This is a genomic window from Litorivivens lipolytica, assembly GCF_014191715.1.
Lineage (GTDB): Bacteria > Pseudomonadota > Gammaproteobacteria > Pseudomonadales > Spongiibacteraceae > Litorivivens > Litorivivens lipolytica.
In genome coordinates this window covers 222,869-247,780 of the sequence record NZ_JACHWY010000002.1, presented here as the reverse complement: position 1 = coordinate 247,780, position 24,912 = coordinate 222,869, and the positions used below count along the sequence as shown (strand labels likewise).

24 protein-coding genes are annotated in these 24,912 nt (G+C 55.4%); 7 read left to right on the top strand and 17 right to left on the bottom strand.

Annotated elements, in window-relative coordinates; genetic code table 11:
* Positions 1–16: 16 nt before the first annotated feature.
* A complete protein-coding gene (locus FHR99_RS09575) occupies positions 17–853 on the bottom strand; it encodes an SDR family NAD(P)-dependent oxidoreductase (protein WP_183410434.1) in 837 nt (278 codons plus the stop codon).
* A gap of 104 nt (positions 854–957) precedes the next feature.
* Here FHR99_RS09575 and FHR99_RS09570 point away from each other — a divergent pair, with 104 nt between their 5' ends.
* On the top strand, positions 958–1,827 hold the full coding sequence (locus tag FHR99_RS09570; RefSeq protein WP_183410433.1) for a LysR family transcriptional regulator: 870 nt from the start codon (positions 958–960) through the stop codon (positions 1,825–1,827).
* 48 nt (positions 1,828–1,875) lie between these two features.
* Here FHR99_RS09570 and FHR99_RS09565 read toward each other — a convergent pair whose 3' ends face one another.
* Together FHR99_RS09565 and FHR99_RS09560 are read right to left on the bottom strand one after the other, a co-directional pair.
* A complete protein-coding gene (locus FHR99_RS09565) occupies positions 1,876–2,928 on the bottom strand; it encodes an NAD(P)H-dependent flavin oxidoreductase (protein ID WP_183410432.1) in 1,053 nt (350 codons plus the stop codon).
* Positions 2,929–2,946: 18 nt separating this feature from the next.
* Positions 2,947–3,417 carry a hotdog fold domain-containing protein gene (locus tag FHR99_RS09560; RefSeq protein WP_183410431.1) on the bottom strand — a complete coding sequence of 157 codons (471 nt, stop codon included), beginning with the start codon at positions 3,415–3,417 and terminating at the stop codon, positions 2,947–2,949.
* A gap of 236 nt (positions 3,418–3,653) precedes the next feature.
* Here FHR99_RS09560 and FHR99_RS09555 point away from each other — a divergent pair, with 236 nt between their 5' ends.
* Positions 3,654–5,762 (top strand): TonB-dependent receptor, encoded by a 2,109-nt coding sequence (locus tag FHR99_RS09555; RefSeq protein ID WP_183410430.1) that lies wholly within the window; start codon positions 3,654–3,656, stop codon positions 5,760–5,762.
* 179 nt (positions 5,763–5,941) lie between these two features.
* The gene (gene folE / locus FHR99_RS09550) at positions 5,942–6,640 is read left to right on the top strand and encodes a GTP cyclohydrolase I FolE (protein ID WP_183410429.1); all 699 of its coding nucleotides are present in this window, start codon (positions 5,942–5,944) and stop codon (positions 6,638–6,640) included.
* Between the two features lie 4 nt (positions 6,641–6,644).
* Here the strand turns inward: folE and FHR99_RS09545 are convergent, their stop codons facing one another.
* The 8 genes from FHR99_RS09545 to FHR99_RS09510 form a co-directional block, all read right to left on the bottom strand.
* Positions 6,645–7,739 (bottom strand): endonuclease/exonuclease/phosphatase family protein, encoded by a 1,095-nt coding sequence (locus FHR99_RS09545; RefSeq protein WP_246386704.1) that lies wholly within the window; start codon positions 7,737–7,739, stop codon positions 6,645–6,647.
* A gap of 21 nt (positions 7,740–7,760) precedes the next feature.
* On the bottom strand, positions 7,761–8,072 hold the full coding sequence (gene ppnP, locus FHR99_RS09540; protein ID WP_183410428.1) for a pyrimidine/purine nucleoside phosphorylase: 312 nt from the start codon (positions 8,070–8,072) through the stop codon (positions 7,761–7,763).
* Positions 8,073–8,218: 146 nt separating this feature from the next.
* The gene (locus FHR99_RS09535) at positions 8,219–10,417 is read right to left on the bottom strand and encodes a TonB-dependent receptor (protein ID WP_183410427.1); all 2,199 of its coding nucleotides are present in this window, start codon (positions 10,415–10,417) and stop codon (positions 8,219–8,221) included.
* A gap of 206 nt (positions 10,418–10,623) precedes the next feature.
* A complete protein-coding gene (gene dinB, locus FHR99_RS09530; RefSeq protein ID WP_183410426.1) occupies positions 10,624–11,682 on the bottom strand; it encodes a DNA polymerase IV in 1,059 nt (352 codons plus the stop codon).
* A gap of 145 nt (positions 11,683–11,827) precedes the next feature.
* On the bottom strand, positions 11,828–12,523 hold the full coding sequence (locus tag FHR99_RS09525) for a hypothetical protein (protein WP_183410425.1): 696 nt from the start codon (positions 12,521–12,523) through the stop codon (positions 11,828–11,830).
* A gap of 178 nt (positions 12,524–12,701) precedes the next feature.
* Positions 12,702–13,175, bottom strand: coding sequence for a hypothetical protein (locus FHR99_RS09520; protein WP_183410424.1), 474 nt, complete (start codon positions 13,173–13,175; stop codon positions 12,702–12,704).
* 146 nt (positions 13,176–13,321) lie between these two features.
* Positions 13,322–14,242, bottom strand: a complete 921-nt coding sequence (gene rdgC / locus FHR99_RS09515) for a recombination-associated protein RdgC (RefSeq protein WP_183410423.1) — start codon at positions 14,240–14,242, stop codon at positions 13,322–13,324.
* Positions 14,243–14,314: 72 nt separating this feature from the next.
* Positions 14,315–15,424: a phosphatase PAP2 family protein gene (locus tag FHR99_RS09510; protein WP_183410422.1), complete on the bottom strand. Its 1,110-nt coding sequence runs from the start codon at positions 15,422–15,424 to the stop codon at positions 14,315–14,317.
* Positions 15,425–15,625: 201 nt separating this feature from the next.
* On the opposite strand from FHR99_RS09510, the gene FHR99_RS09505 reads away from it, so the two are divergent.
* Positions 15,626–16,327: a hypothetical protein gene (locus FHR99_RS09505; protein ID WP_183410421.1), complete on the top strand. Its 702-nt coding sequence runs from the start codon at positions 15,626–15,628 to the stop codon at positions 16,325–16,327.
* A 6-nt stretch (positions 16,328–16,333) separates the two neighbouring features.
* On the opposite strand, the gene FHR99_RS09500 is transcribed toward FHR99_RS09505, so the two are convergent.
* Positions 16,334–17,374 carry a helix-turn-helix domain-containing protein gene (locus FHR99_RS09500; protein ID WP_183410420.1) on the bottom strand — a complete coding sequence of 347 codons (1,041 nt, stop codon included), beginning with the start codon at positions 17,372–17,374 and terminating at the stop codon, positions 16,334–16,336.
* A 159-nt stretch (positions 17,375–17,533) separates the two neighbouring features.
* On the opposite strand from FHR99_RS09500, the gene FHR99_RS09495 reads away from it, so the two are divergent.
* Positions 17,534–18,355, top strand: a complete 822-nt coding sequence (locus tag FHR99_RS09495) for a metal-dependent hydrolase (protein ID WP_183410419.1) — start codon at positions 17,534–17,536, stop codon at positions 18,353–18,355.
* Between the two features lie 36 nt (positions 18,356–18,391).
* Here the strand turns inward: FHR99_RS09495 and FHR99_RS09490 are convergent, their stop codons facing one another.
* The 5 genes from FHR99_RS09490 to FHR99_RS09470 all read right to left on the bottom strand — a co-directional run bounded on the left by FHR99_RS09490 (position 18,392) and on the right by FHR99_RS09470 (position 23,615).
* Entirely contained in the window at positions 18,392–19,483 is a 1,092-nt protein-coding gene (locus FHR99_RS09490) for an Rv3169 family protein (protein ID WP_183410418.1), read from the bottom strand.
* 58 nt (positions 19,484–19,541) lie between these two features.
* The gene (locus FHR99_RS09485) at positions 19,542–20,474 is read right to left on the bottom strand and encodes a MarR family transcriptional regulator (RefSeq protein ID WP_183410417.1); all 933 of its coding nucleotides are present in this window, start codon (positions 20,472–20,474) and stop codon (positions 19,542–19,544) included.
* Positions 20,475–20,541: 67 nt separating this feature from the next.
* On the bottom strand, positions 20,542–21,498 hold the full coding sequence (gene meaB, locus FHR99_RS09480; RefSeq protein WP_183410416.1) for a methylmalonyl Co-A mutase-associated GTPase MeaB: 957 nt from the start codon (positions 21,496–21,498) through the stop codon (positions 20,542–20,544).
* On the bottom strand, positions 21,498–21,893 hold the full coding sequence (locus FHR99_RS09475; protein WP_183410415.1) for a cobalamin B12-binding domain-containing protein: 396 nt from the start codon (positions 21,891–21,893) through the stop codon (positions 21,498–21,500). Before FHR99_RS09475 ends, meaB begins: the two co-directional genes overlap by 1 nt.
* 12 nt (positions 21,894–21,905) lie before the next feature.
* Entirely contained in the window at positions 21,906–23,615 is a 1,710-nt protein-coding gene (locus FHR99_RS09470; RefSeq protein ID WP_183410414.1) for a methylmalonyl-CoA mutase family protein, read from the bottom strand.
* 124 nt (positions 23,616–23,739) lie between these two features.
* On the opposite strand from FHR99_RS09470, the gene FHR99_RS09465 reads away from it, so the two are divergent.
* Positions 23,740–24,414 carry a DNA-3-methyladenine glycosylase I gene (locus FHR99_RS09465; protein WP_183410413.1) on the top strand — a complete coding sequence of 225 codons (675 nt, stop codon included), beginning with the start codon at positions 23,740–23,742 and terminating at the stop codon, positions 24,412–24,414.
* A gap of 53 nt (positions 24,415–24,467) precedes the next feature.
* Positions 24,468–24,899 (top strand): hypothetical protein, encoded by a 432-nt coding sequence (locus FHR99_RS09460; protein ID WP_183410412.1) that lies wholly within the window; start codon positions 24,468–24,470, stop codon positions 24,897–24,899.
* Positions 24,900–24,912: the final 13 nt, after the last annotated feature.

The window sequence follows — 24,912 nt, the reverse complement described above, 5'->3', positions numbered from 1 at the left end:
TTCTCCCTTTAAAATTTCAAGCTAGATAAGTGCCCAGGTTCGCCATCAGCGTCTGCCCGGTAAAACTCGACGATTCATCACTCGCCAGAAACAGTGCGGTATTGGCGATCTCGACGGGCTCGCCGATACGACCGAGAGGAATGGCGGCAACCATCGCCTGTTTCCACTCATCCGATATATTCGCCATGATCGGCGTGTTAGTCGGCCCGGGGCAGATCGCATTGACACGAATATTGCGCGGTGCCATTTCCATGGCCAGCGATTTGGTCAAACCAAGAATGGCCGCCTTGGACGCGCAATAATGCACGCCGCCCTCCCCCGATACCGCCGAGGTACTGGCGATATTGATAATGCTGCCCGCACTGTTGTGCTTGATCATTTGCCGCACCGCTTCTCGGCAGGCGTAGAAAGTGCCATTGAGATTCACGTCGACCACTTTGAGCCAACCGTCGTCCTGCATATCGGGAATGTGGTCTGCATATACCGTAGGCGTTTCCCCCGCCTGCAGCTGGGCACCACGCTCAGCCATACGCTGCTGATACAGATCAAAACCATCGTTGGGCGCCGTGCCGATACCGGCGTTGTTGACCAGCACATCCAGCCTGCCAAACTGATTCGTCACCGCATCAAACAAGGCCACCACCGAGCGGCTGTCGGTCACATCACAGGCCTGCGCCAATACGCGGCCACTCTGCGCCTCAATAGCCGCCGTCGTTTTGCTCAAGGCATCGCGGCTGATATCGGCAATCCCCACTGCAGCGCCTTCTTCGGCCAGGCGTATGGCAATGGCCTGACCAATGCCCTGTGCAGCGCCCGTAACGATCGCAACCTTGTTATGCAGCCTTTGGCTCATGGCATATTTCCTGAATTCTCTGAAGTCGATGGCCGCACTATAGGCAAGCAGAACCGTGCAAATAAACGATTGAAGTCGCACCCATACCGTGCAATATTGCACGCATGAACTGGGACGACCTGCGCTATTTTCTTGCAGCCGTGCGCGGCGGCACCTTTTCTGCGGCAGCGGAAGAGCTTGCCGTGAACCGCACGACCGTGGCCCGGCGCATCACCCAGCTGGAGCGTCGCCTCGGCCAGGCGCTGTTTGTGCACCAGCACAACCAGTATCAGCTTAGTCAATTTGGCGAGGAGCTGTACCGGCAGGCCAGCCGGCTGGAAAAAGATTTGCTGTCGCTTGAGGAGCAACTGGGGCTCGGTGAGGAACGTCTGGAGGGCCAGTTGCGGATCGCTGCGCCGCTGGGTCTCGGGCCGGAGTTTATCAACGAGCTCAGCCAGTTTTCGCTCGCCTATCCCCAAGTGCGCTGGGAGTTGCTCAACACGCTCGATCCCATCGCAGCCCTCAACCACCGCAAGGCGGATGTGGCGATTGCGGTCAGTAACACCTGCCCACCTCATATTCGCGGGCATTTTCTGGGGGAAATGGGTCGTGCCGTTTACGCCAGCAAATCCTACTTAAAACGGATACCGGCGGAAACGCCGCTGGCCCAGCACCACTGGATTGGCTGGGGCAAGGATCTGGCCGAATCCCAGGCCGCCAAATGGATTGCGCGAGAATTGCCAGATACGGTGTATAAACCCGCCGAGGTGAACAGCTGGAACGCCATCTTGGCTGCAGTGAAGAGCGGACTGGGGGTTGCCCACCTGTGGTGTTTTCTCGCCGACAGTGACCGCCAGCTCACCCCGATACGCCCACCTGATGAGGAGTTGAGCATGGGACTCTGGTTGATGCGACCAGCTAATATTCCCGCCAATGCCCGGGTAAAAGCTTTTATCACCACCCTCCGGCCACTGTTGAAACAGCGGCTGGGCTAGCCCCTGCATCTAAACCCTGCATCTAAACCCTGCATCTAAACCCTGCCTCTAAACCCAGCCGTTTATAAACTCGCGGGTAATACTGGCCGCACTGGCGTTGCGAGGTTCAGCGTTTTCACCGCACCACAGCGGCGTAAAGGTATCGTCTCCGACTTTTTCAGCCGCACTGCGCAGCGCTCCTGTGGCATTGGCAGCCAGCGGAAAAACCGGCGCAGCTTCGTGCTGCAAACCCAGACTGCTCATCAACCGAGTGACAATGCCCCGCGCCGGACGACCGGTGTAGAGATTGGTAATGGCCGTGTCGCAGCGCCGTTCATTGCTAAGGGCTTGTCGATGCAAAGGCGACGTTGTTGCTTCTTCCGCCAGCAAGTAGGCAGAACCCAACTGGACGCCCGCCGCTCCACCCTGGCGGTATGCGGGCACATCGGCTGGTGTGGCAATGCCACCGGCCGCGATCAAGGGCAGGCTCATTTTCGCGGCACAGCGCGCAAGCAGCTCCCGCGTTGGCAGCTGCCCCTCGAGATCGTTTTTCAGAAAGTGGCCGCGATGACCGCCCGCCTCAAGCCCCTGAACAATCACCGCATCGGCGCCGTTTTGCTGCAGCCAGATGGCTTCTTCAAGGGTTGTGGCGGAAGACCATACCTGACCTCCCCAGGACTTCACCCGCGCCAGCAACCCGGGTTCAGGTAGGCCAAAATGAAAACTGACCACCGCCGGTCGAAAGGGTGCAACCACTTCGGCGACCGCCTCGGAAAAGGGCTCGCGCTGAGCGCCTACCGGCAGGTCTTCTACGCTAAGGCCGTATTCGCGGAAAAATGGCGACAACAGCTCAAGCCAGCGGGCGTAGCGCTCCTCAGATTCTTCTTGTGGCTGATGACAGAAGAAATTCAGATTTACCGGCTTTGACGTCAGCTCAGTGAGCTTTTTGAGTTCAGCTTCCAGCGCATCGCCGGAGAGCATGGCACAGGGCAACGAGCCCAGTGCACCTGCGTCGGAAACGGCGGCAGCCAGAGCCGCGCCCTGCACGCCGGCCATCGGCGCCTGCACAATCGGCGCTGATAACCCCGGCACCGACAGCGCTAATGCACTTGCACCCGCCATACCCCTTCTCCTCTTCTTTTAAGCAGCTTTAGCCTTCTTCGGGGAACAATACATGATGATCTCGGCGGTAAATACCGTGTCACCTGCCTTGTCAGTAATCGCCACACTCACCGGCACATCGGCCGCGACGCCACTTTCAATGGGCGGCAGAGTCCCGACAACCTTCAGCAAGCCTTTGGCGGGCTTCAGGTATTTCACCGTCATGCCCTTGGGAATCCAGCGCACGTCCGAGGGCACCGCATAGTCGGTGCTGATACCTGCAGCCAGTTCCGCCGCGTTGCACATGGCAATCGCATGCACCGTGCCGATGTGGTTGTGCATCGAGCGCTTGTCCCACAGGGTGATTTCCGTGGCACCCACCTCCAGCTTTTCAAAGCGGGCTTTTATGGAGGAAAAGTACGGAGCTTTCATGCTGATAACCCGGGTAAAGAGCCACTTGCCGCCGGGCTTGCTGTTGAGAGAATTCCAGAGGTTTTTAACTGCACTCATGATGACCAACTCACTATGTTAACGGTGAACACAAACTACCATATTCAGCCGCCCAGGCCATAAGGAAATGCGCACAATGCTTGGGCACTGAGGGGATAAAAGGGAAGCAAGGCTGACTCACTCAGATTTCCATCTTTTTTGGGTAAATGAGAATAATTAATATTTGCATTCGTCATCGTGTTTCTCTACCATCCTGCCGACTAAAAATTGCTTCCAGTGACACAAGGGGATAATCGATGCTTTCATCCAAGACGGGGCTATCGGCTCTCGCAGCAGCCATTAGTCTGGCGGCCGCGAATCAGTCTCTGGCCGAGAAAAAATACGAAGAACTCATTGTTAAAGGCCAATACCTTTCTATTAATGAGGTTACCGCGGTAAAGACACCGACGCCGATCATTGACGTGCCGCAGAGCCTGTCCATCGTGACCGCTGAGCAAATCCAGCAACAAGGCTTCACCTCAATTGGCGACATTATCAACTACACCCCCGGCGTAAACACCTCGCAGGGTGAAGGTCACCGCGACGCGGTCGTTTTCCGTGGTCGCCGCGCCACCGCCGACTTCTTTATCGACGGCGTCCGCGATGATGTTCAATACTACCGCTCGCTTTACAACCTGAAACAGGTTGAAGTTCTGCGCGGCCCGAATGCCTTGTTCTTTGGCCGCGGCGGCACTGGCGGTGCACTGAACCGTGTAACCAAAAAAGGTGTGATTGGAGAAGACTTCGCCCGCTATCAGGCGAGCCTGGACACCTTCGACGAGACCGCCCTTGGCTTTGACGGCAACGTAACACTCAGCGATAACGCCGCGCTTCGCCTCAACGTGATGGCGGAAAGCCTAAAGAATCACCGCGACTTTTATGAAGGTTACCGTTTTGGTGTTAATCCGACGCTGCGCCTGTCGCTTGGCGAGGATACATCGCTCGACATCTCTTACGAGTACGCCAATCACGAACGCTTTATCGATCGCGGCATCCCCACTGGCGCCGATGGTCGACCGGTTGAAGAGTTCGAGGACATCGTACTCGGCGACAAAAACGTCAACGAAAGCGATTTGCTGGCGAATCTGTTCCGCGTGACCGTACAGCACAGCTTCTCAGACGCACTGAAAGGCAACCTGACAGCGTTTTACGGCGACTATGAAAAACTGTATCAAAACTTCTATGCTTCCAGCTATGATCAGGCCGCTAGCCCGAACGAAGTCACTCTGGACGGCTACGTCGATACCACAGATCGTCAGAATGCGATCCTGTCAGGCAACCTGATCGGGGAATTTGCAACCGGCGATATCGGCCATACGGTGATCTTCGGTGTCGAGTATATTGATACTTCGTCGGATCAGGATCGCTGGAATGCGTTCTGGGATACCACGAGTGATGACAACGAGGTATTCAGCATTCAACGTCCGCTAAACCTGCGAAACGGTGTGGGTGTGAATGCTAATGGCGTCGTGACCACCAACAACTTTAACGTTGATATTAACGACGACACCCGCGTGAAACTGGATGTCACCTCCGTTTATCTGCAAGACGAGATCGAAATCTCCGAACACCTGGATGTGGTGCTCGGCGCTCGCTTTGACAGCTTTGACATCGACGTGAACAACGTTGTGGCCAACGAAAAACGCAGCCGCAAGGATGAAGAAGTGTCTCCTCGCGCCGGCATCGTGTACAAGCCGCAAGAGAATATCTCGATCTACGCCAGTTACAGCGAGTCCTTCCTGCCAAAGAGCGGTGAGCAGTTCGCCAACATCAATGGCGCGGCCAACGATCTTGACCCCAACACTTACGAAAACCGTGAAGTGGGTATGAAGTGGGACTTCAGCAATGGCCTCAGCTTCACCGCAGCGATCTTCGAGAACGAGGAAAGCGCACCAGAGGTAGACGACAATGACCCCAATGCCTTTGTCGTTGTGGATTCGGAAATTGAGGGCTACGAGCTGCAACTGGAAGGTCAGCTGACGGACCGCTGGTTCCTCAGCGCAAGCTACGGCAATCTTGACGGCGAAATTGTTAATCAATCTGGTCCAACAGGCCTGCGTCCCCGCGAGCTACCGGAGCATATGGCCTCCATCTGGACCATGTACCAGCTGACCAACAACCTGGGGCTTGGGCTTGGCGCCACCTATCAGGATGAAAGCTTTATCGATAGCGGCAACAACGCGGAGCTGCCCAGCTACACGCGCACCGATATGGCCATTATCTACGACGTCTCAGCAACGCTTCGGGTTCAGCTTAACATCGAGAACCTGACCGATGAGCTGTATTTCCCGAACGCTCACAGCACTCATCAGGTCACCGTGGGTGAGTCACGCAGCGCGCGCTTGACCATCAGTGGCGATTTCTAAGTCTCAACAGTCCTCTTAATATTCAAGCCCCGTTCGCGGGGCTTTTTTATGCCCGTCTGCCAGACAAATAAAGTCCTCCCCCAGACCTCCAGCCGCAGAGCCCTGGTATTCACGCTATCAAGCGATGATCCACCCTCACCTTCGGCACGTAAATGAGGAAACACTTTTGGGAACTGCCGATGACTGTTGCACTGAAAGCCGCTGAAACCCTATCCCGAGGCACAAGAACCGAGGTGCCCGAATTATCAGAAGCCGCCCGCGAAGTTCGCTATGCGCTGATAACCGCCGGATTAGAAACACCGCTGATAGAAAACAACCTGAGTCGCGACCAAAAGTACGATCGTATTCGCAGTGCGATGACGGACGTCGTGGAGGCGCTGGGACTCGACCTTCGCGATGACAGTTTGTGCGAAACCCCGCATCGCATTGCCAAGATGTACGTCGATGAAATTTTCTCGGGGCTGGATTATTCCACCTTCCCCAAGATCACCGCGATCGACAACAAGATGGGTGTGGATGAAATGGTGCGCGTCAGCGACATCAGCCTGACCAGCACCTGCGAACACCACTTTATCACCATCGATGGCGTTGCAACCGTGGCCTATATCCCGGCGAAAAAAGTGATCGGCCTGTCGAAAATTAATCGTCTTGTGCGTTTCTTTGCACAGCGACCGCAAGTGCAGGAGCGCCTGACCCGGCAGATTCTGGTTGCCTTGCAAACACTGCTCGGCACGGAAGACGTTGCGGTATCGATTAACGCAGCCCACTACTGCGTCAAAGCACGAGGCGTAATGGATTCAACCTCCGCCACGCAAACCACTGCTCTCGGCGGAGCCTTCCGCTCGGACGCCAAAACCCGCGCCGAGTTTCTGCGCTAATCGCTCAAACTCGCGGTACCGGCACGTCTGATTCGTCTACATTCTGCTGGCTGAGTTTTTCCTCAGCCCACGCTTCATCATCAGCGTCTGCATCCAGGCCTTCCTGTTCATTCAAAGGCTTGGGCGACAGCTGCAGGCGAGCGTAAAGAGCAAAATGATCGGACCCGAAGGATGGTAAGCGCCGCAGTTCGTTTACCGTGAAGTGCGCGCTGTGAAACAGGTGATCCAATGGCCAGCGCGCAAAGGGCAAACCGGCGTGGTAGGTATTGAACATACCGCGCCCGACGCGAGGATCGAGCAGCCCGCTGATTTTGCGGAACAACCTTGTGGTAGAAGACCAGGCGACATCGTTCAGATCGCCGGTGACCAGCACCGGCTTTCGGTAGTTTTCCAGACTTTTGGCTACCATCACCAGCTCCGCATCGCGCTCCGCTGACTCTTCATTTTCGGTCGGGCTCGGTGGCGCCGGGTGCAAGAAATGACAGCGCACGTAATCCCCGGACGGCAGCTCGACCATCGCGTGCATGGACGGCACGTCATTCTCGACCAGAAAGTCCACCTGTGCATCATGCAAGGGCAAGCGTGAATACACATGCATGCCGTAGAGATTATCGAGGGGGCACTTCACCGTGTACGCGTACTCAGACTCCAGCACATCCAATTGCTCTTGCCACCAGCTATCTGACTCCAGCGTCACGACTATATCCGGTGACCACTGCCTGACAAGTTCGAGAAAGCGTGGCGCCTGACGGTTAGGCGTCAACACATTGGCGGTAAGGATGCTGATACTGCTCTGTGGATCAATCTGCTCGGAGCGCGTGTCTTTTACCTCGCGCCGGGCGAGTCGGGTGTAAGGGAAAATCCACCACAACTGAAAACACAGGCACAGGGCGGTGAGCCCTTGCAAAACCGGCGTCAGGGTAGCCCCTTCATCCAGCAGCAAACCCTGCAACACCAATAGGATCGCGGCGAGGCAGGCCAACTGCAGGCGGGGAAAATCCCAGCCTCGAACCCACCAGGATTCACGTCGCCACAGGGGCAAAGCCGTTGCGATAACAACGGCCACACTTGCGAAATGTATCAGCCAGTAAAGCCTCAAATCAGCTCCTGTTCCAGACAATCAGTCGATATAGCTGCAGCAGTAGTCGACGGGAGTCTCGATCACAATATCAAAGCTGGCATTGGCGGGAACATTGAAGCTCTGGCCACCCTCGATGTTTTGCCACTCTTCACCCGGCAGCTTGACCCGCAGCTTACCGGCCAGAATTTCCATGATCTCGGCTGCTTCAGTGCCAAACTTGTATTCACCGGGCAGCATCAGGCCCAGGGTTTTGCGGGAGCCGTCGGCAAACAGCACAGTGCGGCTGCTGACTTTACCATCAAAGTAGATGTTGGCGGCTTTTATAACGGTGACATTTTCAAACTGCGACATGGGGTACCCCTAAAATAAAAAAACGGCAGGTTCTGCCTGCCGTTATTCTAGCGCGTTACCCCTCACAACACAGCCACCTTGGTCTGACCTGGTGGTGCTAGTGAAGCGTATTGCCACGACTTAAGCCAAGTCGCGGCAACTATAGATCAAAAGCGCACTTTAAATTCAGCGCCGACCACACGCCCCTTGTTTAGAGGTGAAAAGCTGGTTACCCCCAGTGCGCCGAACGGCAACTGGGTATCACCGCCTTCAGTGGCTTCGTCTCGAAGGTTCTTGCCGTATACCGAGACGGTCCATGCCTCAGAGTTGGGTGACAGAGAAATCGTTGCGTCCACCATATTGGCATCATTCAACGTGCCGCGATTGTTGTCGGTATAGGCAGCTTCGTCACGATGGCTATAACTGGCCTGGGCCGTGATAAAACCAAAATCACCCACATTCTGGTCATAGATAATACCCAGGCTACCTGTGAGCGGGGCCAAGCGCGGCAAGTCCAGTTCGCCGTCCTGACCGTTCACAACGTTGTCGCCATTGAGATCAAATTTGACCTCTCGATACTCACCTTCAACATAACCTACCGACAGGTTAACAATCAGGTTAGGCAGCACCGCATAGCGACCTTCCAGTTCAACCCCCATAATCTCGGCATCCGCGGTATTGCGAATAATCTGGACTACACCGGAGCCTCCAGATGGCAAGTTGACCTCACGCTGCATATCCTTGATCTGGTTATAGAAGGCTGCCACGTTCAAGCGGGCACGGTTATCCGGACTATCGTATTTAACGCCAACTTCGAAGCTGTTTTGTGTTTCCTCATCAAAAGGCCCGGGCGAGAATGATGGGTCCGTATTACGCAAGTTGTAGCCGCCGCTTCGGAAGCCCTTGGTCAGGAAGGAGTAGATTTGCATTTGATCATTGGGCGTCCAGGTCACGCCGACTTTAGGCGTGATATTGGACCAGGATTTATCGTCTTTGAAATCAAAGGCACAGTCGCCGCCAATCACGTCACACTGCCCTGGCGGTATCTCATCGGGCTGCATATTTGGACCGATCAAGTTACGCTCAAGCGTTCTGATTTTGGCATCTTTGGATTCTTGCGAGAAACGCCAACCGGCAGTTAGAGTCAGTTTCTCGGACAACAGATAATCGACCGATGCAAATGCACCCCAGGTATCATGATCCTGAATACCGCCACCATAAAAGTAAGCAAAGATACCCGGAATACCGGCAGTTACCTGACGGTTCTCCTGATACTTAACTTCCTGATCGAAGTAATACAGACCCGCGGTCAGATCAATCACTTCACCAATTCTGCCATTAAAGCGAAATTCATTACTGACCTGCTCCTGCTGAGTCTCAAAACCCGCGTGAAACAAGGTCGAGCTGGAAGCATCTATATCGCTGACACCCTGGCTGTTGTAATGACGAAAGCCGGCAATATTGGTAATGCGCCCTTCGAGAAAGTCCACGTCACGCGCGTACTCAACAATCCCCTGATTCCAGTAGTTGTCGAAGTAGCCGGTTTCGTTGATGGAAAATTTAAAGTCGTCGCGATCAAAGCGACCGCGATTTTGTGCAGCCGGACCGTCACCTTCGGCGTCGCCGCGTTCAAATCGCAGAATGAGATCAGAATATTCGTCCAGATCGATAACAAAGACTGGGCGAATCAAGCGAGTTCGAGCATCGCCATGGCTGTCATCACCAAATTCGTTATCATGCCAGCCCTCATCTTCATTCAGATACACCGCCAGTTTGGCTTTGAGCTTGTCGGTCATTGGGCCCGATACCGAAGCGGAGTAGTAGCGATTTAGACCGGTCTCCACGGCAAATTTAGCGCTACCAACAAACTCTTCACCCGGCAGCCGGGTTCTGACCAGCACGGCGCCGCCCGTTACGTTGCGTCCGAACAGAACCCCTTGCGGACCGCGCAGCACCTCAATGCCTTCCAGATCAAACATATCAAACACGACGCCGCCGTTGATGCCCAGATACATCCCGTCTACGAACACACCCACGGTCGGATCAATTGAAGGAATGGAGCTGTTGACACCCAAGCCACGGATTGCAAAGTTTGCCGTGCCCTTAGTGGTGCCGACATCTTCCAATGCCACATTGGGCATGGAATAGCTGAGGCCTTTTAGATCGCGCACCTTCAATGCCTCTAACTGATCGGCACCGTAAGCTGTAATCGCGATGGATGTATCCTGAATCTCTTCTGCAGATGACTTCTTCTGGGCCGTTACCAGAACTTCTTCAAGCAACGCCTCCGATGCCCGCTGGGCATGAACGTGGGTGAAAGGTAACGCGCACGCCACCACCAAAACCGCTAAACGGAATCCTTGCATGAGGTTCTCCAGCTTCGTGCATTATCATTATCGGTATCGCCGCAATGCGATTGGAATTGCACCAAGTCAAAACAACACGGCAACCAACCCGCCGCCCCAAATGAGGGCAGCGCCCATAATGAAGCTAGTACAAAAGGAGAGAATTCATAATGCAAAATGAGAAGCAGTTCTCGTAATTGAACTAAAGCCTACTAAAAAGCCATTCACTAATCGAACAGGCGTAACTGCTGATCGCTGCTCATATGATCCGTATGAAAGCGCAGACCTACGCCCAGCAAACGCACGGGTTTCTGATAACGCGCCCAAGCCTCATCCATCATCTCAACAAATTCATGGGTATCCAAACCACCGAGTAATTGCCGATCGACCGTTGTGGTCTCGAAATCCTTACTCTTGAGCTTGACGAAGTGGCCGGTAATGGCGCCACGGCGCGTAAGGTTTGCCAGCCGCTCTTCCAGCTTGCTTAACAGATTGGGCAATTGACTCTGGCAGGCTTTGCGAGTGGGCAGGTCTTCGGCGTAGGTGCGCTCAACACTCAGGGATTTGCGTTCGCGGTTATTGGCGACGGGGCGCTTATCGTCGCCCCGGGCGTAGCGATAGAGGGTCTCGCCCATGGAGCCAAAGGCTTGAGCAAGCTCCAGTTTGGACCAACCGAGAATATCGCCACAGCGCTCTATGTTGTGTCCCAGCAGCTTTTTCTGCATCGCCGGGCCGACGCCGTGAATGCGCCGCACTGGCAAGGCGGCCACAAAATCCTGCACCTGATCGGGCGTAATGGTAGTCAGGCCGTCGGGCTTGTCCCAGTCGCTGGCGACCTTGGCCAGAAATTTATTGGGCGCCACGCCAGCAGAAATAGTAATACCGACCTCGTCGCTGACGGACTGACGGATAGCCCGCGCAATCAAGGTCGCACTGCCCTGAAAGTGTGGCGAATCGCTCACATCCAGATAGGCCTCATCCAGCGATAGGGGTTCAACCAGATCCGTATAACGATGAAAAATTTCCCGCACTTTATAGGCGGCGGCGCGGTATTTATCGAAGCTTGGCGGGATCACCACCAGCGAAGGACACAACCGAAGAGCGTGGGCCGAGGGCATTGCCGAGCGCACCCCATAGGCCCTCGCCTCATAGTTGCAGGTAGCAATCACGCCACGGCGGTCGCTGGCACCACCCACCGCCAAAGGAATGCCGCGCAGGGCCGGATCGTCACGCATCTCAACCGAGGCGTAGAAGCAATCGCAGTCGCAGTGGATGATTTTTCGCACAAAGAATCACTGTATACCTGAACAGCACCATTTGAGCATGCCCGCCTCTGCCTCACAACCACCCCGCCGCCAGCCATTAGTAAAAGAGCATAAAAAAGGCGGCAAAAGCCGCCTTTTTAAGTTCCTGGGGGCTACCTTCGGGATGCTATTCCGCGCTGCCGCCTTTGGCACGGTCTATAACCATGTCTGTTCCCATATGGATAATCGCCTCGGTTGCACTACCTTTTTCAGCGCCTGCTTTGCGTGCGGCCTTGTCCTTCGCCATATCTCGCAGCGTCTGCTCAGGGTCCTGCGGTTGGCCTTGCTCGGGCTGACCCGACGCGTGGTCAGCGGGCGGCTGTTTGGCTTCATGCTCATGAGCGTCATGATCATGGTGATCGTCGCCGACGGGCTTATCGCGTTTGCCTTCATCCCAGCCGCGCTTTTCACCCTGGCTGGCACCCCAGTCGCGACCATGCATACCATCTGGCTTCTTGTGCTTGTCTTTCTTGGCCTCATTCTTGCCTTTGTATTTGTGCTTTTTGTCTTTGTACTTGTCTTTTTTCTTATCGCGAGACTCTTCCCAACCATCATCCTCGTCGTCGCGCTCGTCTTCATAGCGCTCTTTGTAGCGCTCTCGCCTTTCCTCTTCGCTTTCCCGACGCTCCTCCCACTCGTCATCTTCATCGTCACGTCGATCTTCGTAGCGGTCTCGATACTTCTCCTGTCGATCTTTCGCCTTATCGCGACGGTCCTCTAGGGCATCCTCTCTATCATCACGATCCCCTTCCCAATCGTCATCCGCCACAACAAAACCCGTCGCCAAGGATGCCAAGAGGGAAAATATGAGTAATCTATTCATTTCTTATGACCCTGCGTGTTCATTAAACTCACATTACTTATATCTTAGTATTAGTCAAAAAAACGGTATCAATCCAGAAAACGAAACAAAGAAGAAAACGATCGTCAGTCTAGCCAACGATCAGAAAGAACTACCCACTGCCGCGCAGATAATGGGCAGCGCGTCCGCAGCGTTTCCATTAGAAAAAATCGTCTTCGCCAAAGTCGTCGTCGGCAAACGCTGCCGCACCGCTCGCCGCGACTCGCTGTTTGTCCATGCAGGCATTAATGGCAGGTAGGTAAGCGGTATAGCTGATCAACATAGCGGAGCGCACTCTTGAACGGGCGAGGAAGCCGATATCGGGACGCAAGAGTTGCGAACTGGTATCGCGCAATGCATCACCCAGCGTCTGCAGGCAACGGTGCACATCGAGGTTTTCGCCGGCCAGTTCCGGCTCCGCCGACTCAGACAGCATGAAGATCTCGCGGGTATCCGCAAAGTACATCAGATCTACCGCGCCATCGGCATCGATATCGCGCACGCACATATCGTAAATAAGGTAGGTATCACAGTACTCGGTGCGCAAAGCCAATGACTGCTGCGGCTGACTCGCGCAGCCTGCCAGCAGCGCAGTAAGCAGCAGAGCAAACAGACTGAAACCCCGAGTGGTCATTGGCGAGCATTCCGGCATTGATCACTTTCAGCATAATCGCTTTCTATGACAATTCCGGGACATTTGCTTAAGACGGGACTACTACCGGTTTTCAGGCGCAAACCTGAAAATGTTGCGTAATGCCCTTTACATTAGCCCAACCGCATTCAGGCTGCTTCCAGCGCCGAGGTATCTTCACCGCCGAAGGCTTCCAGCAGGGCGGGAATAAAGTTAGCCAGCTCAGCGTTCATGATTGAGAAGTTTACATCAAACTGCTCGGCGGCAGTGTCCGTGTGAATCTCGTCAGCGCGCTCCATGATCATGTCGCTGAACCGCAGGCGTTTCACCGTCAGCTGCTCGTCGACCATAAACTCGATGCCGCCGGACCAGCTCAGTGCCAGCTTCTTCACCAACATGCCGCTGTCGATATGATTTAGGATTTCTTTTGACGCCAGGTTCTGGTTCTTGCAGCGAATCACGGCGCTTTCATCCGCCGAATCAATGAGTTCACACTCTCCACCCAACTCGAAACCGGCAGGCGCGGCGCTTTGCAACCAATGGGTCATGGTGTGATAAGCTGTGTTTTTGGGGGCGACAGGAATGACTGGCATTGAGCCCAAGCTGTCGCGCAACAGCACGATTAATTCTTCTGCGCGGCTGTGGCTGCCGCTATCTACAATCAGCCAACCGTTAGCCGGATCAATATAGGCAAACTGCCTGCGGGATTTCACAAAGGCGCGCGGCAGCATTTCGAAAATTAGCTGCTCTTTCATATCCGTGCGTTCTTTCCGGCTGGGTATCCGGTCCTCGTCTTCACGGATGGTCAGCACCTTTTCTTCCAGTGCGTCTTTGATAACCGCCGCCGGCAGCACTTTGTCCTGTCGTTGGCTGCACACCATGATGCAACCGTTATTGGTATGCACCAGTTCACTGCCCTGCTGACCCAGCGGCTTCACCCAACCGAGGGTGCTCATGTCCTGACTGGCACAGGGTTTGAAGGCAAATTCTTGCAGTTTTTCTTCGACCTGTTCCGCCGAAAGCTCAAAGGGTTTGGTAAAACGGTAAATCAGCAGGTTCTTGAACCACATAAATCTGTCCTGTCTTGTTGTCGGGCCGAAAGGGCCTATCTTGGAATAACGCAGCGGGGCATTGTAGACGGTTCAGGAGTGGCTTTTCAGGCTTGACTGCACGAAATTTTCACTGCTCGGCACTAACCGCTGCGCCAGCCAGCCGCAGCCCCACCAGATCGGCAGCGTGAGAGCAATCGCCAGATAACCATCCACGGCGTAGTGCCAGCCCAAGTGCACGGACCCAAGCAGTATCAGCAGCAAAAACAGCAGCCCAAACCCGCGCAGCCAGCGACCGCTGCCCCAGCAGGTCAGCGCGATCAACAAAGCCGTCGCCACATGCAGGCTCGGCATGGCCGATATGCCGGCACCCAGCCCACTCTCGCTGCCCAAATGACTGCGCAGCAACATGGCCTGGGTGTCTAGCGCCCACACCGGAGCCTGTTGGGCGGCCTGCTGCAGATAGCTCATCAGTGGCTGATAGTAGTTATTGCCGAACAAAGGCTCGAGAAAGCAGGGGCCTGCTGATGACAGCAGCGTCGCGACCAGGCTGCCCAGCAGAATCCAGGTGAGAAAGAAGCTGAGCAGAAAGCGGGCACGCAGCTGCGGGCGCGACAGGGAAAACAGCTGCCAGTAGAGCACCGTGAACATCGCTGGGAACCAGGCGTTGTAGACCACGTTTAATGCACCACTCAGCTCCGGGTAACCCAGCAAGGGCTGCAGCAGTCGCCAGGGATCGTGACCGCCGTGAAGTATCCGGTCCCAAGCAATAAAGGTCTCGTCCCAAACAAAAGGTTGTAGCTCCGGAATCATGGCCTTGTAGCTGGTAAAAACGGAAATAAACACCAGAAACAGCAACAACACCGGCAACGCCCGCAGCAGACGCTGCTCACCGCAGAGAAAATTCCTGAAATCCGCAAGAATAAACCGCGTTAACCGCACTGGTCGCAGCGCCAGCATGATGTAGAGAACACGCAAAATGGCCGCGCTGAAGATCACCAGAAAACTGACCATGAAGACAGCTTCGCTGTAGAGCCACAGCGACACCTGTTCGGAGAGCCCCACAGCGGAACTGACCGCAAAAACGCAAACGGTATAGACCACCGTGATAAGGCCGAGCGCGAGCTCGACGCGCATTGAAGCCAGCCCGCTGAGCGTCGCGCCCGGACGATGTCGCCGCCGCACCTGTGAGCTGGTGTCCAAATTTGCGCGCCTGTCTTCGTAATTGCCAAGCAATCACCATAGCAGACATTACATTGGCCCCGTAGTAGCTCAGCGGAGAAGCCACTGCAGACAGCATGTTGGATCACTTCGATGGCCGGTAATATTCTGGGCTATCCACCCCTGCAGTGTCGCATCAAGTGCGCTACCCTAAGCGCTCGCCAACAAACCTCCGGGGATACGATGTACAGATCACTGACCGGCGGCCTGCTGACGCTGCTGCTGTTGACCTTTTCCACGGCCAGTCAGGCCCAAATCACCACCCGCCTTCAAGCCTCCGATATCGGACTGGGCGCTGAGGTCGGTTACCGCTGGGAATCGCCCTTCGGGCTTCGCGCCGGCTTTCTGGTAGGTGATCTGGATGTGGATTTTGAGGCTGAGGACAACAACGGGATCCAGGGCGATGAGCTAGAGTACGACAGCGACGTCGATCTGGAAAACTCCTACCTTCTGGCTGACTGGCACCCTTGGAACGGTATTTTCCGGGTATCCGCCGGCACCTTCTTTAACAACAGCGGTGCCACCGTAATCACTCGCTGTAATGCGCAAGCGCCTGTACAACAACTGGCGACCTGTGAATTCGGTAACAGCCGTTATTCTTCTGCCGTTCTGGGCGAAGTCACTACCAAGGTAGACTTTGATCAAGTAGCGCCCTATCTGGGGATCGGCTGGGGCCATCGCGCCCAGAACGGTTTTGCCTTTAACGCTGACCTCGGCGTGATTCACGTGGGCGCAGCCAAGGTTGAAATGACCTCGTCAGGTTCTTGCGGCAGCGACCCCCAGTGTCGTGAGCAGATCGAGCAGGAAGAAAAGGAAATTCAGGACGAATTAGATAAATACGAATGGTTGCCCTTTGTTTCACTGGGCGTCAGCTACCACTTCTGATTCTGCTTAGCGGCGCCTTTCGGACTGTTCCTGACGAAAGGCGCTCGGCGATTGTCCGGTCCAGCTCTTGAAGGCTTTGGAGAAATTGCTGGCATCACTGTAGCCGAGGCGATCGGCAATCTGATCCACCGTTAATCGACCTTCCACCAGCCAGCGCGAGGCCTGTCGCTGACGCTGCTCATCCTTCAGCTGCTGATAGTTCCGGCCTTCCGCTTTCAGTCGCCGCTTCAAGGTCGCCACCGACATATTCAGGCGTGCGGCAATCTCTTCCAGCGGCGGCAAGGTGCCCTCCATCCGCTGCAGCTGCAGGGCAACCCGTTCAGAGACACTTTGCTGCTCACTGTGTTTTCGCAGATCGCTTTCACAGCGCGCCTCCGCCAGCTTGGCAAGGTCTTCATTCCGAGCCGGAATGGCAACATCAATAATCGTGCGCGGCCAACACAAACTGTAGTTGTCACAGTGAAATTCTATCTTTGATCCCGCCGGCAGTGGCGGCATGGGGGTTTCTGGAGGCGGACCGACAAGCGTGATTCGGCTGGGAATCTGACTGGCACTGCGCCCGAGAATCTGCCGGCAAAGGGTTTCCAGACACACGAGAAAGTTCAATGCCACGTAGCGCAGTGTGTCGCTGTCCGGGATACGGGGCAGTAAAATCAACTCGGCGAGATCTGGGTTTTCTCCGCGCTGAAGTTCAAAAAACTCTATCCGCGTTGACACATAGCGATACAACTTTTCGGCGGCGTCCATCAGATCCTGACTGTGCTGTGCCGCATAGCCGACGTAACCGTGCTTGGACAGGGTCATACGCCTGCCACCTTCCAAAGCCGTCCAGAAGTTTCCGTCAAACTCACAAAAATTGCGCATCGCCGCGAGAAAGGATTCGTGACCGACCGACACATCCTGCTGCAACAGTATGCTCGCTTCCAGGTCGGTTCCATCGAGTAGATCAGCGACGCTCATACCACGCTCAAAGGCCTGTTCGCTCAGGGATACCAGATAATCACTGGAGATTCCGTAGCGCCCCTGCCCCGCTCTGTCGGCGTTCATCTATAAACTCCCTGATCTCAAACCACCGGATAATGCGACGATTTAACCTGCCGCCACAACGGCGGTGATGGCATATTTTCACCATCACAGAAGTATTACTTGATAAATGCCGTCAGCGCCAGCGAGTTGCTCGGCAACAGGAACACACAGGAGAGCATCATGGACAAGGCCATCACCGTGCGCCGCATGAACTTCGCTATCGATGATTCGATGGATAAATACTGGTTTGGCGGCAACCCACTGATATCCGCTTATTTCTATGCGTTGTCAGCAACCTTCCCCGATGGCGAACGCTTTTTTATCGATACCGTTCGACACTATCGCAACGATGTGAAAGACCCGCAGTTACAGCAGGAAATTCGCGCTTTTATCGGCCAGGAAGCTCACCACGGCAAGGCTCACGAAGATTTCAACAATGCGCTGGAGGCCAAGGGCTTTCCTGTTAACACCGTTGCCGCCAAGGCCAAAGCCCTGCTGGATCTGGCTCGCGCCCGCTTGAAACCACAACGCCAGCTGGCCATCACCGTAGCGCTGGAACACGTTACTGCAACCATGGCCGAGCATGCTCTGCGTCATCCGGAAATTCTCGAACAGATGGATCCGACGTTTCGCAAAATGATTATCTGGCACGCTGTGGAAGAGATCGAACACAAGGCCGTTGCTTTTGATGTGTATCGGGAATGTGTCGACGACGAGTTTTTGCGACGCCGGGTGATGTTTATGACCTTGATGCTGTTCTTCGGCCGTATTCTATTTTTTCAGCGCCTGTTGCTGCGCGCCGACCAACGCCGGGCAAGCCTGAATGAATGGTGGGTCGCGATGAAATTTTTCTGGGGAAAAGGCGGCGTGATGCGTGAATCCATTCCGCATTTTCTCAAGGCTTTTAAGCGCGGTTTTCATCCGAACGACATTGATCAGACACCACTGATCAATGACTGGCAGCAGCGTTATCCGGAAGTTGCCGGGCTGCAAACCAACTGATAGTAAGGTGCGGGCGATGCATCGCCCGCACCAATCTTACTTCACACCGTACTTTTCGAACTCACCAAAGAACCCATACTCAAACAGTCCATAGCCCACGTGCCCGTTCAGCTCAAAACGGGCGGCGTTGTCACATAGGCCGAACATGCGGTCTTTGTCTTTTTCCATGTCCAGGCTAAAGCTCTCAACCACTTGCTTACCCTTGTACATGCCGTGCTTCCAGTCAGCTTCCAAACCATACCCTGTGCCGACCATCACCCACACATGAGTCAAGGGCGTCACCTTTACCTCCATGGGCCCTTCCGGTGCATCAGGGAAACGGATCACCGCTGAATCAATAAAGGCCTGATAGGGTTTGGCAACCACGAGATTATGTTCGTGCTCCGGCCGCCCCAACCACTCCGGCTCTCTTTCCGGATCATTCCAAACACGCACGGCTTCTTCCAGTACGCGGGTGCCGTCGTTGTGTTCATTCAGAATATAGATAATGGAAAAGTCATCGAACTGCATCGGGCAGTAATTCCACATGCCCTCCATAATCGGCGTACCTTCGTGAATCCCCTGGGGTTCGTGCTCGCCCACCGGGCGAATCCCCCAGGAGCGATCTCGACTGCCCTTCCAGCGATCCGGTGTTACCTCAAAGGTTTCGTCGCCTACGCGCAGCGTGCCGGTCCAGTATCCGGTCTGGGCAAAACGCATGGAATCAAACAACACTCGACCGTGCTTGCGAATGTACTGGCGCGGCTCGAGAAAGGCAGGGATTGCACCTTCCCAGACAATATCCATTGAGATCGGATGCTCCGGACTGTTCTCGACCACAAAACGCACTTTCTCCAGACCTTTCAGTACTTCAACCCGGAGTGGCCCTACGGAAGTATCCATGCGGTCATCGCCCAACTCACGAGATGCCCGTACCACATGATGGCTGTCACCCCGGCGAACTACGGCAAAGGCGTCCTGAACGCCGAGGGTTGGATACTGCCCCAGACCCATTACCATAAACAGATCGTCGCTCGACGAATGCAGGTTGAAATAGTAGCGGTCGTAAAAGTTGCGATCTGAAGTGCCTACAAAGCGGATAACATCGGCGATCTGATGCAGGGGGTAATCGTCCATCTGAGACAACATGAGCAGTCCTCACGACATGTTTATTATTCAGTCAGTCTAGCGAGGATAGGCCAAGGGCTCAGATTACGACTTTTTCAGGTTTCCTTTCGACCAGCGCCTTCAGCAGGGTACGAAAAATCTGATCCAGCTCCTCCAGAGCAGTCTGCCCCAAAGCCTCGGCGTATTGTTCACGAATCTGGCGGTTGGCTCGGACAACCGACTTCAGCCAGTTCCAGCCTCTTTCGCTGATAGAGAGTTCTTTAGCCCGGCTATCGCGCGGACTTTCTCTGACCGCCAACAGCCCGGCTTTAACCATGGCCCGGCTAGTCAGGCTGACCGCCTGCACCGTCAATGGTTGGTTCTCCGCCAGCTCAGAGACGGTCATGGGGGCAGCGCGACAATAGAAAAACTGGCTGAGCACAGGTTGCGAGAGTTTTGCAGCATCTTCTGCCGATAGATGCTGCAGTAGGCGCTTTTCAAAATCGCCGGCCAGTTCCACCATCAGGCGGCCAAAGTGTAGAAAGCGTTGCGCTTCGCCACTGCTGGCAACCTGTGGCTGCCGACCCAGCGCGTCCGTCAGGCCCTGCAACAATTCAAATAGGCGCTGGAAAGTATCGCTACCGAGTTGCTGCCGATACTGACGGCGGATATTTTCCACCACGCGGTTAGAGGCGCTGACCAGGCGGTCGCCGCGCAAACTAAACCGCACCAGTCGCGCTCGTTTGTCCGTATGGCTTGTGCTGATATGGAGGTAACCGAGTGCTTCGAGCTGACGCACCGTTTTACCGATAGCCTGTTTGCTGACACCCGCACGCAGGGCTAATTCAGACAATGTCGTGCCGCTGGCATCGAGGTGGCGCAGCACAGACCCATGAGAGCGGCGAATATCGGAAAATCCCTGTTCACCGTAGGCCTTGAGAAAACGATCTTCGTAATCGGCGACCAGCGTCACGAGGACAACGCCAAGTGCCGACTCTCGATAGTCTTCCAGTAACTGTGCCAGATCGCTCACAAATGACTTCCAAATATAAAGCGCGCAAGTGTAGCGCCTCATATCGCGCTGCGCACGGCTTGAGGGGCTAGCCGTTCGCGTTCCGCACGCTCGCGTGAAACGCTTCAACAATATCGGCTGGCTGCTTTTCACCGCGCTCCAGCGCACTGAAAAACTCAAGCCCCTTGTCGCCCGCGACAAAAGGTTTCAGCCAACGCTGACGCAGCTCGATACTCAAAAGAAGTTCCGAAAAGGCTCTGAGCTGGCTGTCGCGGCGGGCACTGGCCTGCGGTGAACCCAAGGCAGCTTCCAAGGCGTCGACCAGCGCGGGAACCCCGTCGCCACTGATGGCATTGGTACGACAAACCGTGGTTGCGAAGCCGGTTTTGTTTTCCCGGTCGTGGGCCTCCAGTTGCAGCACTTTCTCCAACGCGCGTACGCCGTCAAGATCGGCCTTGTTGATGGCAAAAACATCGCCCACTTCCATCACACCGGATTTAATACCCTGCACGTAATCGCCGCCGCCTGGGATAAACACCAGCGCGCTCACATCAGCAACGCGCACAATATCGAGTTCGTTCTGACCGATCCCCACCGTCTCAATAAAAACCCGGTCAAAACCAGCGAATTTCAGGAATTGCGCGGTGATAAAGGTGGTTTCCGATACGCCGCCGAGCTGGCCCTTGGTGGATAGCGAGCGTACAAAAACACCGTCATCGAGCGCGTGATCCTGCATCCGCAGGCGATCACCCAACACGGCACCGCCGGTCTGCACACTACTCGGATCAACCGCCAAAACGGCAACCTGCTTGTCCTGTGCGCGATAGTGCGCAATCAGCTGATTTAGCAGGGTCGACTTACCGGCACCGGGCACGCCGGTAATACCGATACTGTTGACGGGCGCGACGGAAAAAACCTCTCGCGAGAGCTGCAGCAGAAATTCCGGGGAGCGTTCAATGGCTGTAATGGTGCGCGCCAATACAGCCGTGTCGCGCGCCTGCACTGCCGAGCGCCATTGGTCATCAAGTGTGATCGGGCGACGCATCAGGCAGAAACAGCGCTGCGCAGGTAAGCCGCAATGTCATCCATATTCGCGCCCATGGTGAACACCTGATCCACACCGAGGGCTTTCAGTGGTTCCACATCTTCTTCTGGCACCACCCCGCCAACAATCAGAATGCGGTCGTCCAGTCCCATTTCCCGCATTTTCTCGGCGAGTACTTTCAGGTGAGTCATATGCCCCCCCGACAGGCAGCTCACGCCGATCACATCTACATCTTCCTGCAGCGCGGCGTGGGCGACTTTCTCCGGGGTTTGTTTAAGGCCTGAAAAAATCACTTCGAAACCCCGATCGCGCAGTTCTTTCGCCAGTACGGTGATACCAATGGTGTGGGTATCCAGACCGATTTTGGCAAGAAGGATTCTGATTGGTTGGTCCATCTCTATTCTCGCTTACAGGGTAGGGGTGAGCGCATTGGGGTCATACTCGCCAAACACGTCGCGCATGGCATCACACAGTTCGCCGTGGGTGGCATACAGTTCCACGGCTTCCAGCATCGGCTCGACCATATTGGTATTGCCGCGCGCCGCCTCCCGGACTTTTTCCAGAACCCGTGCTACGGCAGCCTCGTCGCGGCGGCTTTTAACCTTGTTCAGCCGCTCGATCTGACGCGCCTCAGCAGCCTCGTCATGACGGAAGATCTCGATCTCGCGCTGCTCGTCTTTTTTAACGCGATAGTTCACGCCCACAAACTTGCGTTCGCCGGTATGAAAATCCCGATTCATGGCGATCTGTTCTTCTGCCAGTTCACTTTGAAAATAGCCGGCTTCCAGTGCACCCAGCGCGCCACCCATGGCTTCGATTTTTTCCAGCTCGGCAAACACCTCGTCTTCCATGCGCTTGGTCATGTACTCCACGTAGTAAGAACCCGCCAGCGGATCGATGGTATCGGCCACCCCCGTTTCCTGGGCAACAATATGATGGATGTTCGCGCCGATAGTAATGGCATCCTCACTGGGCAGGGCGTGAGCCTCATCGTAGAGCGGCGTGTTGATGGTGTGTGCGCCGCCGCCCAGGGCACAGGCCAGCATTTCTATGCCGAGCCGGGCGATATTATTGAGCGGTTGTTGCAGGGCCATGGACATGGTGCCGGGGCTGCTCATCAAGCGCAGCTTCAGCGCCTCTTCAGCGGTCGCGCCATAGGTTTCCTTCATCAGTCGAGCCCACACCTTGCGATACGCTCGCAGCTTGCCAATGGCTTCGAAGAAATCCATATCAATACCGGTGATAAAACTCACCATCGGCGCGACCCGGTTGATGTCGTGGCCGCGGGCCAGCAGTTCGTCGATATAAGCCCGCGCCATGGCAAAGGAGTAGGCAATTTCCTGCACCGGATTGCCCCGCGCCGCGTAGATCTGTGCGCCAACAATATTGAGCGGCATCCAGTTGCTGTGGTGCTGCATGCAGTATTCGATCACATCGCAGGCAAGGCGCAGGCCGTGTTTCGGTGGGTAGATATAGCGCCCGACACAGGTGTACTCCACCAGTATGGTGTTGGGCATCATCAGACGGATGTCTTCCAGCTTTTTGCCCTTGCGCTGCAGGGCCTTGATCAGCATCGCCAGATTGACCGGTTGCGGCGCGTTGCACACGGACGTGATGTTTTTCAGTTTTTCCAGCGGGAAATCGAGGGCATCTTCCATGTCTTGCAGAGTATCGAGCGCCATCCCGGCCCGCCCCACTTCACCTCGACACAGAGGGTTATCGGAGTCGTAACCGTTGGTGGTCGGCAGATCAAACTCCACAATGATGGAGTCCAGCCCCTGCTCCACCATATAGGCCCAGCGCTTGGCCGAATCTTCAGCGCAGCCAAAGCCGCTGACCTGAGTCATGGCCCAGAGATCCCCCCGATAACCGGCAGGCCGGGTCTCACGGGTATAAGGATAGGTGCCGGGCAGGCCGAGATCGGTGTCCGGATCAAAACCGATGGCATCCAGATCGGCCTGGGTATAGAGCGGCTTGATATCCCAGCGCAGGCTCTGGGTCTGGAAGCGGGTTTTGCGCTCGCCGGTATCGGCGATGGCCGGCTCGTAGTATTCAGTGCGCCACAGGGTTTCGCCGCTGTCGTTCGGGGCTTTGAGTTTTTCGGATGCGCGAGACATGGCACCACCTCCAGTTAGTAAACCACCTTTAATATAAATCTAGATGACTTACTCTGCAAGTTCGGCCTTGCCGCCCCCAAACCGCCTCGCTATCCTCGGCCTTTGCTCGCTCAGGGATCACTCCATGACCACACTCTTCCAACGCTGCCAGCAACGCGCCCTCGACCATCAGGGCGGCCCCAAGAACCTCAAGGCCCTGCTACCCAAGGCAAAATCTGCCGCGCAGCTGAAGAAAACCGGAGATGACCGCTATCTGGCAGAGATGGCCGCCTGCATCTTCCGCGCGGGCTTTGTCTGGCGAGTGGTAGAAAACAAATGGGACGGCTTTGAAGAGGTGTTCAATGGTTTCCTGCCGATCTGGGTAGCCTCACGGTCGCCCGAGCAACTGGAGGATATGGCCAGTGATACCCGTATCATCCGCAACCTGAGCAAGGTCAAAGCGGTGCAGGACAATGCCCTGCTGGTACTGGACCTGCAGCGCGAATACGGCAGTGTCGGTCAGTTTCTTGCGCAGTGGCCGGAGGAAGATATCACCGGCCTCTGGCTCTACCTGAAAAAACACGGCTCACGTCTGGGCGGAAATAGCGGCCAGTATTTTCTGCGGTTTACTGGTAAAGACACCTTCATCCTCAGCCGCGATGTCTGCGCGGCGCTGAAACTGAATGGTGTGATTGACAAGGACAACCCGACCTCCCAGCGCGACCTACGCAAAGTGCAGGAGGCTTTCAATGAAATGCGCACGGAAAGCGGCTGGCAGTTGTGTCAGCTAAGCCGTATGCTGGCTTTATCTATCGGTTAAACACTTTCGTTCCAGATTCAAGACGTTAGTCACTATTGGCCAGCGAGGCAGGTTTGCGATTTACAGTTTTTATTTTCCTTCTTGGTCTTGTTCAGGCCTGCGCCAGCAACGCGCCCGCCAGCGGCACACAGGAGCGATTCACGCCCCAGATTCTGGATAACGGCACCAAGCTGTTCCGCTACGAATTTTCACGCGGAGACAAGCTGCGCCCGATTCTGGCTTACGATCAAGCCGGAGGCTTCAGCGACGGTCGCGATGTCTATTCAGCCGAGGAATTGCGCAGAAAGAACGAGCGTCACCTGCGTTTCGCTGTCCCGCGTTTGCTCGAAGAAAACGGTTACTGTCGCGAAGGCTTTTATACGCTGGATACGCTTATCGGCTATGGCAACGCGAGCTTGCGTGGCGAGTGCAAGGAGGCTGCGACCGCGGAAGATCGAGCCCGCTTTGACAAACCTTCAGAACAAAGCGCCAGTAAACAACCATGATCAAGGAGCGACC